Here is a 19,840-nt window from a genome sequence, read left to right on the forward strand (position 1 = left end):
GTCTGGCACCAGGCTGGCACAGCGCACGCCCTGGTGGGCGGCGAAGGCGCAGCGCCGCGATCAGCCCGGGTGGTGGATCGGTCCGTCGAGCGCGGCCAGCGGGCGGCCGGTGCCGCCCCACCGGGCGGCGACGATCTGCGCGGCCACGCTGACCGCGGTCTCCTCGGGGGTACGACCACCGAGGTCCAGCCCGATCGGTGAGGCCAACCGACCGAGTTGTTCGGCGCTGAGCCCCGCCTCGCGCAGCAGCTTGTGCCGTTCGTCGTGGGTACGCCGCGACCCCATCGCGCCCACGTACGCCAGGGGTTGGCGCAGGGCCAGTGCCAGCAGCGGCACGTCGAACCTCGGGTCGTGGGTGAGCACGCAGACGACCGTGCGCCCGTCGACCCGGCCGGCGTCGACCTCGTCCCGCAGGTAGCGGTGCGGCCACCGCACCACCACCTCGTGCGCCTCGGGGAAACGCCGTGCGGTGGCGAACACGGGCCGGGCGTCGCAGACGGTCACCCGGTAACCGAGGAACGCGCCGATGCGGGCCACCGCCGCCGCGAAGTCGATCGCCCCGAAGACGATCATCCGGGGCGCGGTGGCGTACGCGGCCACGAAGAGACTGAGGCCGCTGCCCCGGCGCTGCCCCTGGTAGCCGTACTCAAGGACGCCGCTGTGCCCGGCCGCGAGCAGCCCGAGCGCGTCGGCGGACACGGCGTCGTCCAGCCGGTCGTCGCCGAGTGAGCCCGTCACCTGCCGCCCGGTCAGCGCCAGCCGGCGACCCAGCCGCCCCGCCGGGTCGGACGTGTCACCGGCGTCGGCGGCCACACACGTGATGACCGCGGCCGGCTCACCGGCCTGCCGCGCGGCGGCGACCAGGTCGAGCTGCGCCAGGGCGTCGCCGTCGAACCGCTGCACGAAGACGTCCAGCATGCCGCCGCAGGTCAGGCCCACGGCGTACGCCTCGTCGTCGCTGACGCCGTAGCGGACCAGCTCCGGTACGCCGGTGTCGAGCACGTGGCGGGCCCGCTCGTAGAGGTCCGCCTCCACGCAGCCGCCGGAGACGCTGCCGGTGACCGTCCCGTCGGCGGCGACGAGCATGGCGGCGCCGGGCGGCTGCGGCGCGGAACGCCAGGTGGCGACCACGGTGGCCAGGGCGACCCGTTCGCCGGTCCGGCAGCGGCGGCGCAGCTCGTCGAACACGTCGGGCACGCGCTGCCGCCTCCTTCGCCTGCGCGACGCCGGGGCCGGCGCGGAACCGCGCGGACAGCCCTCGCCACCATGAGTGATCAGAGCATCACTATAGGAGAGCGGAGGCCGGCTCGATCGGGAGTCGCCGGAGCCGGCACAGCCCAGCCGTGTTTGACACATCGAGGAACGACTATTGCGTCGGCGGCGGATGCCGTGGTGGGATGACGCGTACCGGGCGGTGCGAGGGCTGCCGCGCCGCCGGTTGCCGGGTTGTTGGACGCGAGGGCACACCGGTCCTGGACAGGACCGTCGATGGCGCGCGTCCGCCGGCCCGTCTTCTGCCGGAGCGCGCCAGGGTGATCGTCGTATCCGCTTGCTGCGGGGCGGCTCGGGCGGCACGCCTCGCGAGTCAGGAGAACCCGTGAACCGTTCCCGTACGGCCGCAGTGCTCACCGCGGCCCTGACCTTTGCGCTGGGCGCCGTCGCCCTGGCGTCCAGTCCACAACCGGCGGCCGCGCACGGCGCGGCGATGACGCCGGGCGCCCGCACCTACCTCTGCTGGCAGGACGGCATGAGCCAGACCGGCGAGATCAGGCCGAACAACCCGGCGTGTGCCGCCGCCGTGGCGCAGAGCGGCACGAACTCGCTCTACAACTGGTTCAGCGTGCTGCGCTCCGACGCCGGTGGCCGTACCACCGGCTTCATCCCGGACGGCCAGCTGTGCAGCGGTGGCAACACCGGCTACCGGGGCTACGACCTGCCCCGCACCGACTGGCCGCTGACCCACCTGACCTCCGGCGCGCGGTTGGACTTCCGGTACAGCAACTGGGCGCACCACCCGGGCACCTTCTACTTCTACGTGACGAAGGACAGCTGGAGCCCGACCCGTGCGCTGGCCTGGAGTGACCTGGAGACGCAGCCGTTCCTGACGGTGACCAACCCGCCGCAGCGCGGCGCGGTCGGCACCAACGACGGTCACTACTACTTCAGCGGCAACCTGCCGTCGGGCAAGAGCGGCCGGCACATCATCTACTCCCGCTGGGTGCGTTCGGACTCGCAGGAGAACTTCTTCGGCTGCTCCGACGTGACCTTCGACGGTGGCAGCGGCCAGGTGACCGGCGTGGGTCCGGGCGGGTCGAACCCGACCACCCCGCCGCCCACGACCCCGCCGCCGACCACTCCCCCGCCGACGACTCCCCCGCCCACCACGCCTCCGCCCACCACGCCTCCGCCGACCACCCCGCCGCCGACCACGCCGGCGCCGACCGGTGACTGCATGGCGGTCTACAAGGTGACCAGCACCTGGCAGGGCGGATTCCAGGGCGAAGTCACGATCATGAACCACGGCAGTACGCCGTTCTCCGGCTGGACCGCGAGCTGGACCTGGCCCAGCGGACAAGTGATCAACCAGATCTGGAGTGCCACACAGACGACGTCCGGCGCCTCGGTGACCGCGACGAACGTCTCGTACAACGGCACGGTCGCGCCGGAGGGCACGACGACGTTCGGCTTCCTGGCGAGCAGCACAGGAACGAACAGCCTCCCGACGGTCACCTGCGCCCGTCGCTGAGGTACCCCTGAAATGATCAAGAGGTTTGCGTCATCCGGAGCGCTTCCGGTGACGCAAACCTCTTGATCGACAGGGCCTCGGGTCAGCGGACCATGGAGCCGACCACCGGCTTCGTCAGCAGGGCCGACTGGTTGCGCTGGATGCCCGGGTCAAGCGTCTTGGCCACGAAGATGGCGTGCCAGATGCAGAAGATCAGCACCGTCCACACCTTGCGGGAGTGGTCGAACTCCTCCCGCTTGTGCTCGTCGAGCAGCCGCAGCGCGTACGACAGGTCGAGCAGGTCACCCGCGCCCGAGGTGCTCAGCACGTGGCGGGCCCACTCGTACATCTCGCCGCGCAGCCAGACCCGGGTCGGGGTCGGGAAGCCCAGCTTCTTCCGATTGACGATCGCCGGCGGGACGACACCCTGCAACGCCTGACGCATCGCGTACTTGGTGGCGTCGGAGCGCGGCGGCAGCTTCAGGTCCACCGGGATCTTCGCGGCGACGTCGAACACCTCGCGGTCGAGGAACGGCACCCGCACCTCCAGCGAGTGTGACATCGAGATCCGGTCGGCCTTGACCAGGATGTCGCCGCGCAGCCAGGTGTAGAGGTCGACGTACTGCATCTTGGTGACGTCGTCCAGCTCGGTGCACTCGGCGTAGATCGGGGCGGTCACGTCGGTGTAGCGCACCGAAGGGTCGTAGCGACGCAGCAGGTGCTGCTTCTCCTCCTCGGTGAACATCCGGGCGTTGCCGTAGTAGCGCTCCTCGATCGGCGTGGTGCCGCGCTCCAGGAAGCTCTTGCCCTTGACGCCCTGCGGGATGGCCTTGGAGACCGCGCGCAGGCCCTTCTGCACGCCACCGGGCAGACCGTTGACGGCGCCCAGCGACAGCGGCTCCCGGTAGATCGTGTAACCGCCGAAGAACTCGTCGGCCCCCTCACCGGAGAGCACCACCGTGACGTGCTCGGCGGCCTTCTTCGCCACGAAGTACAGCGGCACCAGCGCCGGGTCGGCCACCGGGTCGTCCAGGTGCCAGACGATCTTCGGCAGCGCGTCGATCATGTCCTGCGGACCGATCTTGGTGGGGATGGTGGTGACGTCCAGGTGCCGCGCCGAGTCCTGGGCCACGTCGATCTCGGAGTAACCCGGAACGTCGTAGCCGACGGTGAAGGTCAGAATGTTCGGGTTGAACTCGCGGGCCAGCGCGACCACGGCGGTCGAGTCGATGCCGCTGGACAGGAACGACCCGACCGGCACGTCGGAGCGCATGTGCATGCGTACGCTCTCGCGCAGCGTCTCGCGGATCTCGTGGTAGAGCTTCTGCTCGTCGTCGACCGGCGCGGGCCGGAACACCGGCCGGTACCACCGGCGTACGTCGATCCGCCCGCCCGGGGTCCAGGTCAGGTACTCGCCCGAGCCGATCCGGCTGATGCCCTTGTGCAGCGTGCCGGGCTCCGGCACGTACTGCAGGGTCAGGTAGTGGCTCAGGTTGGCCGCGTCCACGCCCGCGTCGCCCTGGTAGTTGCTGTGCGCGAACGGCAGCAGCGCCTTCTTCTCCGAGGCCAGGTAGAGGCCGTCGGCGGTCTCCAGGTAGTGCAGCGGCTTGATGCCGAAGTAGTCGCGGGCGCCGAACGCGCGCCGCTCCTGCCGGTCCCAGATGACGAAGGCGAACATGCCGCGCAGTCGGGTGAGCACCTGCTCGCCCCAGTAGTGGTAACCGGCGACGATCACCTCGCCGTCACCAGCGGTGGCGAACTGCGCCCCGAAGTCCCGGATCAGCTCGTCGCGCAGCTCGATGTAGTTGTAGATCTCACCGTTGAAGGTCAGCAGGTAACGGCCGTTCGCGTACGGCAGCGGCTCGTGGCTCGACGCGACGTCGATGATGGCGAGCCGCTTGTGGGCGAACACTCCGTCCGCGTACCGGCCGGACGCGTCGCCGACCACCTCGACCCCTGTCTCGTCCGGGCCGCGGTGGTGCAGGCATTCCAATGCTCCGGCGATGTGGTCGCGGTGCGCTGCGGCGTTGCCGTTCGCGCTGAAGAAGGCCAGGAGTCCGCACATGGTCGTCATCTTTCCACGCGCTCCGTCGGCCCGTCGCAGCCGTCCGTCGTTCGGGGGCGCTCCCGGCCCCCACCACCGCGAACCGGGCGCGCGGTACCGTCGGGACCAGCCACGAGCGGAAGGGAGCGGCGCTATGACCGAGGAACGCACCGACGGCACGCCGACAGACGGCACGGAATCGCACGATCCGGACTTCCCGGAGGCGTTCCTGTCGTTCATGCGGCAGGGCTGGCGCGACACCGAACTCCCGGTCACGCCGCGTCCCGAGGCCCCCAACTACGCCAAGCGGCGGGCCGCGCTCTCCGCCGCCTTCCCCGGCGAGACGCTTGTCATCCCGACCGGCGGCGAGAAGGTCCGCGCCAACGACACCGCGTACCCGTTCCGGCCGGGCAGCGACTTCGCGTACCTGACCGGTGACCACGACCCGGACAGCGTGCTGGTGCTGCGCCCGAACGGCTCGGGCCACGACGCGACCCTGTACATGCGGCCCCGCTCGTCGCGCGAGACCGACGAGTTCTTCCGCAGCCGGCACGGTGAGCTGTGGGTGGGCCGGCGGCACACCCTCGGGGAGAAGTCGACCGAGCTGGGCATGTCCACCGCCGACCTGACCGGTCTGGAGGCGGCGCTGGCCGACCTCGCTCCGGGGCGTACCCGGGTGTTGCGCGGTTTCGACGCCCAGGTGGACGCGGCCGTGCGCCCCTACGACGGGCCGCGCGCCGAGGGGCAGCCGGCCCGCGACCGGGAGCTGGCCATCGCCATCTCGGAGATGAAGCTGGTCAAGGACGAGTGGGAGATCGGCCAACTCCAGGACGCGATCGACGCCACCGTTCGCGGCTTCGAGGACGTGGCCCGTGTCCTGCCGGCCGACCGGGCCGTCTCCGAGCGGCTGCTGGAGGGCATCTTCGCGCTGCGTGCGCGCCACGACGGCAACGACGTCGGGTACGGCTCGATCGTCGGCGCGGGCGAGCACGCCACGATCCTGCACTGGGTGCACAACCACGGCGCCACCCGCCCGGGTGACCTGCTGCTCATGGACATGGGGGTCGAGGGGCGCAACCTCTACACCGCCGACGTGACCCGGGTGCTGCCGGTCGACGGCCGGTTCACCGCCCTGCAACGCCAGGTCTACGACATCGTGTACGCCTCGCAGCAGGCCGGCATGGATGCCATCCGCCCCGGCGTGAAGTTCAAGGACGTCCACCTGACCTGCATGCGGGTGCTCGCCGAGGGCCTGTCCGACCTGGGCCTGCTGCCCGTGAGCGTGGACGAGGCGATGGACGAGAAGTCCTCGGTCTACCGGCGCTGGACGCTGCACGGCTTCGGTCACATGCTCGGCATCGACGTGCACGACTGCTCGAACGCCCGCAAGGAAACGTACCGCGACGGCGCGCTGGGCGAGGGCTACGTGCTCACCGTCGAGCCCGGGCTGTACTTCCAGCCGGAGGACGAGCTGGTCCCGGCCGAGCTGCGCGGCATCGGCATCCGCATCGAGGACGACGTCCTGGTCACCGCGACCGGCGCGGTGAACCTGTCGGCCGGCCTGCCACGCACCTCCGACGAGGTGGAGACCTGGCTGGCCGAGCAGCGCGAGGCGGGCCCTCGCCTGCCCGGCTGACACACACGCACGACCCGCGGGCCGGGCCGGACGCCTCAACGTCCGGCCCGGCCCGCGCTTTCTTGCCCCCCGGCCGGCTCTTCCGGCCGACTCAGGCTTGATCGACTCGGCTTCCGGGGTGTCGGGGCGTCGGCCGTGCTCGGACACCGCGTCTTCAGGGAACGCGAGTCGATCAGACCGCGCCAAGCGCCCCACGACCGAGCAGGATGCCCGACTACCGGGCGTTTGGCCTGCTCACGCCCCTTCCGGTCAGCCCGACCCCTTAGTGGCCCGTGCCCTAACCTGAGGCATATGCGGGCTTTTCTCGGATACGTCCGCCTCGCGAAGATAGTTCTCATACGGTGAGCATCAGAGGCTACATGCCATTTGTAGCTGGTCGTGGCGCTGCGGGCGGTGCGACCCCGTCTGGTAGTAGGAAGGGCGGAAGGCTCTGATGTCCGATGACATAACGAGTACCGAGGGCGGGGCCTCCACGGCGCCGCCGACACGACGACGACGGGCGCTATGGGTCGCCGGCGTGGCCGGCCTGACCGGGGTGGTGGGCTTGGCCGCCCTCGGCGGTATCGCCGCGCGGGACGACAAGCCCACCTCCGATCGGGTGTCCGACGCCCAGCCGTCGACGAACCGGCAGAACGTCAGCGACGCCGGCGGGAACGCCGACGAGAACAAGGGAAGCGACGACGAAGGGTCCAGCGGCGACGACTGGAGCGGCTTCGACGCTCGCGGCGGTGACGACGAGCGCCACGACAAGGACCGCGGCAGGCAGGTGCCCTGCGACTCGGACAAGCTGATCCAGGCGATCACCTTCGCCAACAGCGGCGACGGAGGCGTCCTCGAACTGGCGAAGGGCTGCACCTACACGCTGACCCGCAGCCAGGACGGCAACGGTCTTCCGGTGATCACCGAGCCCATCACCCTCAAGGGCGAGCACACGGTCATCGGCCGCGCTGCCAACGCCGACTACTTCCGGATCCTGAACGTGGGTCCGGGCGGGAACCTCACCCTCAAGGGCCTGAGCATCAGGGGTGGGCAAACCATCCGGCAGGCGGCCACGGTGGAGCCGGCCACGGTCTGGGGGTCGTACTCGACCTCCGTCCCAGCCGCCACGGCGACGGCCACCACCGGCAAGCCGGCTGCGGTGAAGCCAACGACCGCAGCCAAGCCGACCACCGGGACGGCAGCCAAGCCGGCGACAGCCACGAAGGCGGCAGCCAAGCAGGCGGCAGCCAAGCCGGCGCAGCCCACGGCACCAGCCGCCACGACGGCCGAGGCGGCGGCGGCCACGAAGGCGGCGGCCAAGGGGGCGGCGGCCCGGTCCGCCACCACGGCCACGCCGACAGCGACCGCCACGCCGGTGGCCGCCACGGGGATCGTGCCGCTGGTGGAGGAGCCCGGCTTCAACGACGGTGCCGGGGTGCTCGTACAGCCCGGGGGTCGGGCCGAGATCCTGGACAGCGAACTGCTCTACAACCAGTCCGGCAGCAACGGCGGCGGGTTGGCGAACTTCGGTTCGACGCGGCTCAGCAAGAGCACGGTGGCACACAACACCGCCTTCCTCTACGGCGGCGGCATCTTCAACGCCGGCGTGCTCCAGGTCGACGAGTCCACGGTCAAGGACAACACCGGCATCATCGGTGGCGGCGGCATCGCCAACGGCGCGGCCGACATCCTCACCGACGGTGTCGACGGTGGCGCGGTCTGGGTCTACAAGAGCGAGATCACCGAGAACGAGACGCTCGGTTTCGGTGGCGGCGTCCTGGACGTCGAGGGCAGCACGACCCTGCACGACACGAGGGTCACCGACAACACGGCGGTTCTGGCGGGCGGCGGCGTGGCCGTGGCCGACAGCCAGCTCAGCCTGAAGCAGGCCACGGTGGCCAGGAACAGCACTGGCCGCGATGGTGGTGGTCTGGCGGTCGTCTCCGACAGCACCGCGACGATCGAGGACACCGTGATCACGGAGAACACCGCGGGGTCCGGCGGTGCCGGCCTCTTCAACGACGAGAGCCGCACGACGCTGCGCGACAGCGAGGTCGTCGGCAACCGGGCCATCGGTCCGTTCGCCCGTGGCGGCGGCATCCTCAACACCGAGGGGAGCGAGGTCACGCTCCACCGGACGACGGTGGCGCACAACTTCTCCACGCTCGCACCGGGGGGCATCTTCAACAGCCTCGGCGGAACCGTGTTGCTTGACGACGAGTCTGCGGTCACCGCCAACCGGCCGACGAACTGCTTCAACGTTCGGGACTGCTTCGCCTGACCGGGCGGGGCTGAACCACATAGAGGGCACGCCCCTCCGAGCCGGCAGCGGCACGGAGGGGCGTACCCGTTTCGGCTGGTCAGGGGCCTGACAGCCCGGCTTGGGGGCGGCGTGCCCGGCCGGGGCCTCCGGGCGGGTCCGCCACCAACGGTGCCGAGCGTGCCCGCCCGAGTCATCAACGCCCAACATGAACCGAATGTGGGGTTGTTTCGGATACTCCCGCGAGGCGAGGAACATTCTCATACGGTGTTCTTGGGAGCTACAACCGATTTGTAGCAGGGGACGACCGTCTGAGGGCGGCGACCCTGTCTGGTACGAGGAGAGGGCAGAGAGCTCCGATGTCCAACTACCTAACGAACAACGAAGCCTCCGGGCGGGCGACGGCCAAACGCCGTCGCAAGCTCTGGCTCGCCAGCGGCGTGGCCGGTCTGACGGGCGTGATCAGTCTCGCGGCGGTGGGCGTCGCGGGCAGCGCCGGGGCGGTCGGCCTGAACTGGAACACCGCGCAGGTCAGCAAGGACGGCGACCAGCACGGTGACGAGGGTCGTGACTGGGACAAGGACCGGGACAAGGACAAGGGCAAGGACCGGGACAAGGACCACGAGCGCGGGAAGGAGGTGCCCTGCGACACCGACAAGCTGATCCAGGCGATCGTGTTCGCCAACAACAAGCACGGCGGTGTGCTGGAGCTGGCCAAGGGCTGCACCTACAACCTGACCCGCAACGACTACGAGGGCAACGGCCTGCCGGTGATCACCGAGCGCATCACCCTCAAGGGCGAGCACACGACGATCGCCCGCGAGGCCACGGCCGACTACTTCCGGATCCTCAACGTCGGCGCGGGCGGACACCTCACCATCAAGGGCCTGACCATCAAGGGTGGTCAGACCCTGGAGCTGTTCAGCGCCGTCGAGCCGGCGGCCGTCTGGGCGTCCTACTCGGACTCCGAGGCGATCGCGGCGCAGGTGAAGGCCGGTACTCCACTGAACCAGGCCCTCGCCGCGCGGCAGGCCAACCCGAAGGCCGGCCTGAAGGCCGCGCCGAAGGTGACGGCGAAGGCCACCACGAAGGCCGCGCCGGGCGCCGTCACGCCGCTCGTCGAGGAGCCGGATGACAACGACGGCGCGGGCATCCTGGTCCAGCCGGGCGGCACGGCCGAGATCATCGAGTCCGAGGTCGTCCTCAACCAGTCCGGCGGCAACGGCGGCGGCGTGGCCAACTTCGGCACCACGAAGATCTGGCACAGCACCGTCGCGGGCAACACCGCGTTCTTCTTCGGTGGCGGTGTGTTCAACGCCGGCCTGCTCAACGTCGAGGAGTCGAAGATCAAGGACAACACCGCGATCATCGGCGGTGGCGGCATCTCCAACGGCGCCGCGAGGATCTTCACCGACGACGTCGACGGTGGCACCGTCGAGCTGAAGAAGGCCGTGATCAGCGACAACGAGACGCTGGGCTTCGGCGGCGGCTACCTCGACATCGAGGGCAACACCACCGCGTACGACACCGAGATCACCTCGAACACGGCGGTCCTCGCCGGTGGTGGTCTGGCGGCGGCGGACAGCCAGCTGAACCTGCACAAGGTGACGGTGGCGAAGAACAGCACCGCCGGGGTCGGTGGCGGTCTCGCCATCGCCTTCGACAGCGCGGTGACCGTCGAGGACAGCTGGATCAAGGAGAACACCGCCGGCTTCTTCGGCGGCGGGGTCTTCAACGCCGGCAGCGTCCTCACGCTGCGCGGCACCGAGGTCGTCGGCAACCGGGCCATCGGCCCGATCGGGGTCGGCGGCGGCATCTTCAACATCTTCGGCGAGGTCAACCTGTCGAAGACGAAGGTCGCCAACAACTTCTCGACCTTCGCGCCGGGCGGTGTGTTCACCTTCTTCGGGCCGGTGAACGTGGACGACAAGTCCGCCATCACCGCGAACCGTCCGACGAACTGCCTGGCCATTCCGGGCGGCGCCATCGAGAACTGCTTCGCCTGATCGACGAACGACGCACGAAGCACCACACGGACCGGCCCCCTTCCGCGCGACGCGGGAGGGGGCCGGTCCCCGCTCACTTCTGAACGAACACCGCCACGCTGCGCGCCGGTACGGTGAAGACGCCGGCCGCCCGGTCGAACGACGCCGTCCGCAGCGTCGGGTCGGCCGAGTTCACCAGCACCGGGTGCAGCGACACGTCCGCGCCGCGCAGACCCGTCACCGTCTGCCTCGTCGTCTCCGGAGTGCCGTTGAAGACCACCGTCAGCGACGTCCACGTGCCGCCCAGGCCGCGGGTGTCCAGGGTCATGGTCAGCACGCCCGGGGTCTCCGACTCGCCGGACAGGGGGAACGCCACCCGCCGCTGCACCTGCTCGGCGCTACCCAACCCGAACACCGGCGACGACGCCCGGATGCGCAGCAGCTCGGCGTACCGGGCGTCGGTCGTGTCGATCGCCGAACAGTCGGGCACCAGGGCCGGGTCCGCGAGCAGCGGCTTGGCGTACGGCCACTTGTCCTGGTTGTCCTGCGCCGGTGGCAGGCCGACGCCGAACCCGTTGCCGTCGGCGCAGCCCCAGCGGATCTGGTTGAACCAGTCACCGGAGTTGAACGAGTTGCGGTCCAGCGACTTCGACCGGAGCCGTTCGGTACCGGCGGTGACGAACCCGGTGCCCTGCCCCAACACCACCGTGCTGAGCGCGAGCACCTGCATCCGGGACCGGTCCGCCGCGCTGGTGTGCTGCGGCAGCTTGTACGCCAACGCGTCGTACAGGATCTCGTTGTCGTGCGCGTCGACGTACGTGACCGCCTCCCCCGGCGCGGCGGTGTACCCGGCGGGTGAGCCGTTGTAGTCCACCTGCGCCCCGGTGACCGTACGCCCGGAGGTGTCGGTGAACCGGTAGTCCCGCAGGTTGCCGGTGAGGCCCACCTTGATCAGGTCGTGGGAGTGCAGGAGTCGGGCCTTCTGCGTGGCCGTCGAGCCGTTCACCGGGTCGCCGTTGGGGTCGGTGTAGAGCCCGGAGGCGAAGCCCTGCGCGCGGGGGTTGACGTCGAACGGGCCGCCGCCACGCACCGCGTCCCGCAGCCGGTCGTTGAACGTGCCGATGCCCGTGCCGGCCATGTTGGCCTGGGTGGCCTGCTCGAACCGGGCGTCGTTGGCGACCTCGCCGAAGTTCCAGCCCTCGCCGTAGAGCATGATCGCCTTGCCGTCCACGCCGTCCCGGGCGACGGTCAGCTTGTCCAGGGCCGTACGGACGGCCAGGATGTTCGCCTTCGGGTGGTGGCCCATGAGGTCGAACCGGAAACCGTCCACCTTGTACTGACGGGCCCAGGTGACGAGCGAGTCGACCACCAGCTTGCCCACCATCGCGTGCTCGGGAGCGGTGTTGGCGCAGCAGGTGGAGTTGGCGACCGTGCCGTCGTCGAGCAACCGGTGGTAGTAGCCGGGCACCACCTGGTCGAGCACCGAGTTCGTGTCGACGCCGGCCGCCGCCGTGTGGTTGTAGACCACGTCCATGACGACCCGCAGGCCGGCGTCGTTCACCCCGGCCACCATGCGGCGGAACTCGGCGGTCCGCGCCGCCCCGCTCGGGTCGACCGCGTAGCCGCCCTCCGGAACGGTGTAGTGCAGCGGGTCGTACCCCCAGTTGTAACCGTCGGTGTCGGCGACGGCCGCGACGCACTTCTGCTGCTGGTCCGAGTCCGGCGGCAACGCCGCCAGGTCGCAGGCCGGCTGGCGCTGGTCGGCCCGCTTCTCGGGGATCGTGGCGAAGTCGAACGCCGGCAGCAGGTGCAGGTGGGTGACGCCGGCGTCGCCGAGCGCCCGCAGGTGCCTCATGCCGGCGGTCCCCGGGTCGGTGAACGCGAGGAACGTCCCCCGCCGCTCGGCCGGCACGGTCTCGTCGGCGATGGAGAAGTCGCGCACCGACAGTTCGGAGATCTGCGCCTTCGACGCGGGCACCGCGGCCGGCTTGCGCAGCGTGCGCCACCCGGGCGGGGCCAGCGCCGGGTCGTTCAGATCGACGAGCTGGCTGTGCGTGGAGTCCGCCGCGAGGGACACCGAGTACGGGTCGGTGACCGACGCGGTGACCATCCGCTGGGCGGCGGGCTGCCACGCCTGCACCCGGTAGCGGTAGTACTTCCCCGTCCAGGCGTGGCTGCCGCGTACCGACCAGACGCCGGTGCGGTCGTCGCGGCGCATCGGCACCGTCCTCGACGCGGCCGTGGGCGAGTCGAACAGTTCCAGCTCCACCGTCCGGGCGGTCGGCGCCCAGAGCGCGAGGCTCGGCGTCCGGCCGGCGAAGGTCGGACCGAGCGTGACCTGGGTGGCTCGTGAGTACACGTCGTCGAGCACGCCGGGGATCTGCACGCCGGTGGCGGCGAGCAGCTTTCCCTGGGCGTCGCGCTCGGTGACCAGGAGCTGCCCGCGCAGCGCCGCCGGCACCTTCGCCAGGTCACCCCGGTCGAGGGTGAAGGCCCGGTGGGACCACAGGTGCGGGAACGCCGCGCGCTGGGCCTCGGTGAGCCCGTTGCGCTGCGCGCGCAACGGCAGACTGGTGTACGCCCCGGACAGCTCCCCGTCGACGACGCTCACCCCGCCGGCCGGTGCGGCCACCAGGGCGTACACCCGGCCGTCGGTCGGTGGGGTCTGCCAGGCGATGGTGGACCGGTCGATCCAGTGCGCCTTCTGCTTGCCGATGTCGGTGTCCCCTCCGGCGCTGGTCGCGGTGCCCGGCAGCAGACGCCCCGGGGTGGCGGCGAGCAGCCACACCTCCCGTCCGGCGCTGGCGAAGTCGAGCCGCTGGTCGTCGGGCAGGTCCTTGGTGTCACCCTTGTGCACGATGTAGTTCAGCCCGGTGGCCCCGGCCGCCAGCGGCACCCGGAACACCGCGCCGAACGCGTCGGTCGACGTGGGCGCGAGCGGGCTGGCCCAGTCGGTCGGGTTGGCCGCGCCGTCCCACAGGTGCAGACCCCAGCCGTCGTAGTTGCCGTCGGCCCGCCGGTAGTGGATCACCGCGGTGCCCTCCTCGACCGCCGGGTCCGGCTGCCCGGTCGCCGCCTGCCTGCTCGGATAGACGGTCGCGTCGCCCTGCTTGAGCCAGATCTCACCGGTGGTCGTCACGTCGATGCTGCGGTCCTGGGCGACGTCCTTCGTGCCACCGGAGTCGACGACCACGAAACCCACGGACTTCGCGCCCGGCTTGAGCTTCACCCAGGCGAACCGGCCGTAGGAGTCCTCCCCGGCGAACGGTTGCCCCTTGGGCCACTCGGTGACGTACGCCGGGTCGATATCGCCCCAGGCGTACAGCCCCCAGTCGTCGTACCCGCCGGCCGGACGCTGGTAGTGCACCACCGCCCAGTCGCGGGATCCGCCCAGCTCGGGCGTGCCGACGACGGCGACGGACCGGGCGGTGGCGATGCGGCCCCGCCCGTCACGGACGACCGCGCGGTACTCGACACGGGTGCCGCCGGCCAGCCCGTCCAGGTCGTGGTGCACCGTGTACGGCGCGTGGTCGGCGCTGCCCAGCAACGTCCACCGGCCGCCGCCGACCCGGGCCGCCACGGTGACGGTCGCCAGCGGGTCGCCGGTCACCTTCGCGGTCACCGCCGCGCGGGTGGCCACCGACGCGCCGGGGGCGGGGGTGGTGATGGCGATGGTCGGCGCGCCGCTCGGCCGGGCGATGGGGCTGCCCGCGCGGTACACGGCCGCCGACAGCGGCGGCACGGTCAGCGTGAGTTTCCCGTCGCCGCCGGCCTTCGCGCTGGCGGAACCGCCGTAGATGCCGGTGAAGGTGACGCCGGCCGACCAGGTGTCCACGCTGACAGTCTGCGCGGTCGCGGCGTTGTTCACGGCGACGACGTACTCGGTGCGGTCCGCGGGCGCGACGCGGGAGGCGGCGAACACACCGGGACCGTCGGCGGCGTACCGGGTGACCTGGATGCCGTCGCGCAGCGCGGGGTGCGCCTGGCGTAGCCGGCCCAACTCGGAGATCGTCCGGTACAGCGGGTGGGCGGTGTCGAACTGGTCACTGGCATGGGTGCGGTCGGTGCCGAGCAGGTCGTCGTCGAGGTAGTCGGGCACCTTCGACGCGAACATGTCCTGCCGGGCGTCCCGGTCCCCACCGGGACCGGTGAAGCCCTGCTCGTCACCCGAGTAGATCACCGGCTGGCCGCGGGTGAGGAACATGAGCTGGTGGGCGAGCTGGTCGCGGCGCAGGTGACTGGCCGGGTCGGTGCCGCCGCCAGCGATGAACGAGCCGATCCGGCCCATGTCGTGGTTGCCGAGGAAGGTGGTCAGCCGGCCGGCGTCGGTGTCGCGGGCGGCGTAGAGGTCGTCGCGGGCGTACACGTCGGCGAGGGCCTTCGCCGAGCCGCCGCCCGCCGTGTAGCCCCGCGCCGCCTCCTGGAAGGCGAAGTCGATGGTGGCCGGCAGGCCGCCGCGCCGCACGTACGTCGACGTGATCTCCGGGTTGGCGCTGTAGACCTCCCCGAACACGAAGAAGTCCCGCTTGCCGGCCTTCTCGGCGGCCCGCTCGACACCCCGGGTGAACTGCGGCCAGAAGTCCATGTTGACGTGCTTGACGGTGTCCAGCCGGAACCCGTCGACGCCGGTCGCGCCGATCCAGTCGCCGTACGCCTTCGTCATCCCCCGCACCACCTCGGGACGTTCGGTCCACAGGTCGTCGAGGCCAGCGAAGTCGCCGTACTCGCTGTTCTCGCCGGAGAACGTGGAGTCGCCCCGGTTGTGGTACATGCTGGCGTCGTTGAGCCAGGCCGGCGCCTTCGCGGTCGCGTCACCCGGCTCGGGAAAAACCGGCGTGTACGGGCCGGCGTTCGCGTCGACGGTCGGGAAGTCCCGGCTGCCGTCGGCGTAGTTGCGGTCCTCGAAGGCCCGCCCCTGCGCGTCCGTGTACGGCGAGGTCGCCTTGTCCACGTAGGCGTAGCGGTCCTCGGCGTACCTGATGACGTCGGCGGTGTGGTTGACCACGACGTCGAGATAGACCTTGATGCCCCGCCGGTGCGCCAGCGAGACCAGTTCCTTGAGCTGGGCGTTGGTGCCGAAGTGCGGGTCGACCTGGGTGAAGTCGGTGATCCAGTAGCCGTGGTAGCCGGCCGAGATGTCGTCCCCCCTGGCCTGCACCGGGCGGTTCTTGAAGATCGGCGCGAGCCAGATGGCGGTGGTGCCCAGGCCCTGGATGTAGGCCAGCTTGTCGATCACGCCCTTGAGGTCGCCGCCGTGGTAGAAGCCCTTGTCGGTCGGGTCGAGTCCGGTGCGCAGCCGGTCGCCGGTGAGCCCGCCGGAGTCGTTGCGCCGGTCGCCGTTGGCGAACCGGTCCGGCAGGACGAAGTAGAACTGCTCGGCGCGCGCGGTGTCGGCGCCCGCTGCCAGCAGCGCGTCGGCGGTGGGCTCGTCACGCCACTGCACGGCGCCGGCCGCGGCCAGGGGCTCGGTGCTGGAGGGGCGGGGGTCGGCGTCGGCGTCGGCGTCGGCGCCGAGTGGACGCGCGGATTCCGGCGTACCGACGAGGGTGACGGTGAGCAGGCAGGCGAGTGCGAGCAGGGCGGTACGGGGGATCGGCGGGGGTTTCATCGACAACCTTCCTCTGGTCGTGATTGGCCGCACGCTAACCCTTGCCGCAACGATCTGCAATACCTTGCAAACAAAGTCGTAACAGGACAGCAAACTTGCGCAAGCGTCGCTCAGAACCCGCTACAACGCGCCCCGTCGACAGTGCACCCGCGCGGCGTCGTGGACGCCCGCTCCAGGTGGAAGCGCAGCGCCACCGACCCACCGGCCGGCACGTCGACCCCACTGACGTACGTGAAACCGCCGTCGAACTGCCGCACCGTCCCCTGGGGCACGCCCTCGACCCAGGTGGTCACCAACCGGCCACCGGCGAACTCGAACCGCACCGTCCACCCGCGGTCCACACCGGACGCGTTGACGATCAGCACCTCGCCGATGAAACCGCCGTCGAAGCTCTGCACCACCCGGTAGCGTCCACCCACCGCCGGCGGCTGCTGCGGCGGCGGCCGGGACGCCGGCCGCGCCGACGTCGACGCCACCGACGGGCCGACCGCCGGCGGCCGCGACATGGCCGGCGTGCTCGGCGGCAACCCGGTCGCCCGCGGCGACAACCCGGGCAGCAGCGCCGAATTCTGCGGCAGCGGCGTCGGCGACAGCCCGGACGGCGACACCGGCGCCTGCGGCAACGGCAGACCCGCCGGTGGGGGCCCGTCGTCCCGCGCCGGACTACGCCCCCGGTACGCGCCCAGGGCCACGAACAGCAGGACCACCATCACGACGACGCCGGCACCCACCACGATCCACGGCGACGACGCGATGGCCGCCGGACCGTGCGATGGTCGCGGGGCACGACGCATGCCGGACATGTACCTCCCTCAGCGGGCCGTCCGGGCAGCCTAGCGATCGACGGCCCGCCCCGGAAAGCGCCGGCGTCGCGTGCGACCCGACCCGACGCCCGGTCAGCTGAGCCGGCACTCCACCCCGTTGACCACGCACCGCACCGGACGCTGCGCCGATCCATCCCAACTGACCCGCAACCGCAGGGTCTGCGTGTCACCCGCACCCAACGACTCTCCGCCGCTGAGCACGAACGCGCCGTCACCCTGCGCCGCCACCGAGATCCCCGCCGCGCCGCTCACCCGCAGGCCCCGCGTGTCGTCCGCGAAGGCCAACTCCACCCGCCAGTCCACCGACCCGTCCGACTCGTTGGTCACCGACAGGGTGGCCTCGGTCGCGTTCCAGCCATCCGTACCGACCTTGTACTGCGCCGACAACGCCGGGTCCCTCGTCGCCAGCGCCGCCGCGCTCGTCGCCCCCGCCGACGGCGACTTCGTGGTGGCGCGCGGCGACGGCGTCCGGCTGCTGCGCGAGGCACGCGGCGACGCCGTCCGCCGCTCCAGCCCACCGGGTGTCGGCGCCGACGACGCCACGGCCGGCGTCGTCGGCAGGAACACCGGCGGCGCGGCACGCGGCGCGCCCTCCCGCTCGCGGGTACGGAACGACAACAGCGCGACCACCAACAGCACCGCCAGCGCGCAGACGCCCACCAGCACCACGATCCACGGCAACGACAGCACCACTCGCGCCGTCCGCGGACCTCCCGCGCCGTCCGGCCCCACCGCCATCAGGTCTCCCCTCGTCCCACCGACGCGACAGCGTAGCCAGCGCCGGCCGGAGGAGAAACCGGGCGGGTACGGATCAGACCGACCGGCCCCCTCCGCGCAGAAAACGGCTCGGCCGCGTCGACGGTCCGCCGCCGGTCAGGCCGTCCGGACGACCGTGCAGATCAGCGGACCCTCACCCGAGTTCCGCAGCAGGTAGCGGTACCGCTCCCCCGGCACCGCACGCCCTTGACTGTCCAGGAACTCCCACTCGACCGACACCAGGGTCAGCAGCGCCGACACCGGCTGCACGTCCTCGATGCGGGCGTGCGCGGCGATCAGTTCCCGCTCCTGGTAGTCGGGTGCGGCGCCCACGAAGGACAACGCGACCGCCGCCAGCGAGGTGAACGAGAAGCTGTACGTGTCCGCCACCACCAGCCCGGGCAGGGCGTAACAACCACCGAGGGACGGCAGGTCGCCCGAGGTCAACGCGGCGCCGTACCGGTCGAAGAAGCCGGTCAGCGTGTCGAGATCCGTGGAGGCGTTCACGGGCACAGCAATTGCCGCTCACCGGGTGGGCCAAACCTCGGCTCGAGCCCTCACCTGGGCGGAACGCGCACCTCGATCTCCGTACCCAGACGGGCGCCCCCGGCCAACCCCAGGTCGTCACCACTCCAGAACCGACCCGGGTCGTACCAGTTTGGACGCTTACCGGCCGGCAGCAGGCCCATCGCCTCGTACGTCACGGCCACGACCTCGGCGCAGTACGCCGTCTCCAACGCGCGCTCCTTGGCCGCCGAGCTGCTCGGAACGGCCGCCGTGCCCGGACTTGCTGGCGTGCCTGAGCTTTCCGGGGTGCCTGGGCCTGCCGGCGTGTCCGGGGTGGCCGGCATCCCCGGAACGGCTTGGGCGGCCCGCGACACGGCTCGAAGGGCCGCCCGGCCAGGACCCGGCATCGACGGCACCCGGCCGCGCACCCACCGCCACGCCAACTGCGCCGTCGACGGGAACGGCGTACCGTCCAGACGCGCGACGGTCCGCAGCACCGCGCGCTCCATCTCACCCTCGGCCGGCGGATCGAGCTGCCGCAGCCAGGCCCGCTGACCGTACCGGTTGGCCCACACGGAGACCGCGTCCCGCAGGTCGTGCAGCTGCACACCACGCTGGTGCGTGCCCGACCACAGGTCGGGCAGCGACTTGCCCAACTCGGCGTGCCACATGAGCGGCGGCATGTCGTCGAGCACCACCGCCATTCCGACGTGGTTGACCGGACTGTTCGTCGTGAACTGGATCGCCCGGTCCGGCACGCTACGACCCCGGAACACCCACACGTCGCCGGTGCGGGTCAACTCGACGGCCTCATCCAGGCTGATGCTCATGAGGGACTAGCCTAGGCCGATGCGGCAGGGAATGCGGTGGTGGAAGATTCTCGGTCTGGCCGGCCTCGCCGGGGTGGCAGCGTCCGGTGTGGTCATCGCCCGCGCCGAGCGGCGGCGGCGCGCGTACACCCCGGAGGAGATCCGGCAGCGACTGCGGGAACGTCACGCCCAGGCCGGTGAGTCAGCGGACTCCGCCTAACCAACCTTCCGGGCGACCTGGGGACGTCCGTGTGGAACGTGGCGTGCCGGCATGATCGTGCTCGATCATGGTTGTAGTGGCCTCGATCGCACGCTGAGGGGCCTCTTTCCTGGTTCGAGCACGATCTTGTCGGAGCATCCTCCGTGCGCAGATGCCGCCAGGTCGGCGATGTCGAGTCGATCATCACCCGTGGGGCCCGGCAGCCTGTCCCGCCTGGGTGGTTTGTCCCGTTCAGGCGCGGGTGCGGTGACGGGTCGCACCCTGGCGGCGGAAATCGCTGGCCGGGCGGGGTCGTTATACCTGGCACGCCGCCGCGACCCCGGGTCACCGGGTGGCCGCCGGGAACACCCGGCCGGCGGGCGTCGTTACACCCCCGCGCGACCGAGTACCACCCGGCCCAGAGCCGGTAGCCGCCCGCCGGGAACACCCGCCCGGCCGGCGTCGTTACACCCCCGCACGGCCGAGCAGCACCCGGCCGGCCCCCGGT

At 71.2% G+C, this 19,840-nt stretch carries 12 protein-coding genes; 5 read left to right on the forward strand and 7 right to left on the reverse strand.

The annotated features are described in order from the left end of the window. Positions 1-60: 60 nt before the first annotated feature. Complete coding sequence (locus ACTFTM_RS22200; RefSeq protein ID WP_449562410.1) at positions 61-1,197, reverse strand: XdhC family protein; 1,137 nt, start codon at positions 1,195-1,197, stop codon at positions 61-63. A gap of 400 nt (positions 1,198-1,597) precedes the next feature. Here ACTFTM_RS22200 and ACTFTM_RS22205 point away from each other — a divergent pair, with 400 nt between their 5' ends. After that, positions 1,598-2,746 carry a lytic polysaccharide monooxygenase auxiliary activity family 9 protein gene (locus ACTFTM_RS22205; RefSeq protein ID WP_449562411.1) on the forward strand — a complete coding sequence of 383 codons (1,149 nt, stop codon included), beginning with the start codon at positions 1,598-1,600 and terminating at the stop codon, positions 2,744-2,746. Positions 2,747-2,828: 82 nt separating this feature from the next. On the opposite strand, the gene asnB is transcribed toward ACTFTM_RS22205, so the two are convergent. Further along, positions 2,829-4,790 carry an asparagine synthase (glutamine-hydrolyzing) gene (asnB, locus tag ACTFTM_RS22210; protein WP_422735861.1) on the reverse strand — a complete coding sequence of 654 codons (1,962 nt, stop codon included), beginning with the start codon at positions 4,788-4,790 and terminating at the stop codon, positions 2,829-2,831. 133 nt (positions 4,791-4,923) lie between these two features. On the opposite strand from asnB, the gene ACTFTM_RS22215 reads away from it, so the two are divergent. The 3 genes from ACTFTM_RS22215 (at position 4,924) to ACTFTM_RS22225 (ending at position 10,650) form a co-directional block, all read left to right on the forward strand. Further along, positions 4,924-6,405 carry an aminopeptidase P family protein gene (locus ACTFTM_RS22215; RefSeq protein ID WP_449562412.1) on the forward strand — a complete coding sequence of 494 codons (1,482 nt, stop codon included), beginning with the start codon at positions 4,924-4,926 and terminating at the stop codon, positions 6,403-6,405. Positions 6,406-6,922: 517 nt separating this feature from the next. Beyond that, a complete protein-coding gene (locus tag ACTFTM_RS22220) occupies positions 6,923-8,665 on the forward strand; it encodes a right-handed parallel beta-helix repeat-containing protein (protein WP_449562413.1) in 1,743 nt (580 codons plus the stop codon). A 338-nt stretch (positions 8,666-9,003) separates the two neighbouring features. Beyond that, complete coding sequence (locus ACTFTM_RS22225) at positions 9,004-10,650, forward strand: hypothetical protein (protein WP_449562414.1); 1,647 nt, start codon at positions 9,004-9,006, stop codon at positions 10,648-10,650. 73 nt (positions 10,651-10,723) lie between these two features. Here ACTFTM_RS22225 and pulA read toward each other — a convergent pair whose 3' ends face one another. From pulA to ACTFTM_RS22250, 5 genes are all read right to left on the reverse strand, one after another. Beyond that, positions 10,724-16,237, reverse strand: coding sequence for a pullulanase-type alpha-1,6-glucosidase (gene pulA / locus ACTFTM_RS22230; RefSeq protein ID WP_449562415.1), 5,514 nt, complete (start codon positions 16,235-16,237; stop codon positions 10,724-10,726). A gap of 110 nt (positions 16,238-16,347) precedes the next feature. Further along, complete coding sequence (locus ACTFTM_RS22235) at positions 16,348-17,040, reverse strand: cellulose binding domain-containing protein (RefSeq protein ID WP_449562416.1); 693 nt, start codon at positions 17,038-17,040, stop codon at positions 16,348-16,350. Between the two features lie 93 nt (positions 17,041-17,133). Beyond that, positions 17,134-17,799: a cellulose binding domain-containing protein gene (locus ACTFTM_RS22240; RefSeq protein WP_449562417.1), complete on the reverse strand. Its 666-nt coding sequence runs from the start codon at positions 17,797-17,799 to the stop codon at positions 17,134-17,136. Between the two features lie 135 nt (positions 17,800-17,934). Further along, the gene (locus ACTFTM_RS22245) at positions 17,935-18,324 is read right to left on the reverse strand and encodes a hypothetical protein (protein WP_449562418.1); all 390 of its coding nucleotides are present in this window, start codon (positions 18,322-18,324) and stop codon (positions 17,935-17,937) included. Positions 18,325-18,374: 50 nt separating this feature from the next. Continuing rightward, on the reverse strand, positions 18,375-19,154 hold the full coding sequence (locus tag ACTFTM_RS22250; RefSeq protein WP_449562419.1) for a hypothetical protein: 780 nt from the start codon (positions 19,152-19,154) through the stop codon (positions 18,375-18,377). 19 nt (positions 19,155-19,173) lie between these two features. Between ACTFTM_RS22250 and ACTFTM_RS22255 the strand changes: the two genes are divergently transcribed. Then, positions 19,174-19,353, forward strand: a complete 180-nt coding sequence (locus ACTFTM_RS22255; protein WP_449562420.1) for a hypothetical protein — start codon at positions 19,174-19,176, stop codon at positions 19,351-19,353. The last annotated feature ends 487 nt before the right edge of the window (positions 19,354-19,840 follow it).

The organism is Micromonospora sp. RB23, assembly GCF_053585025.1.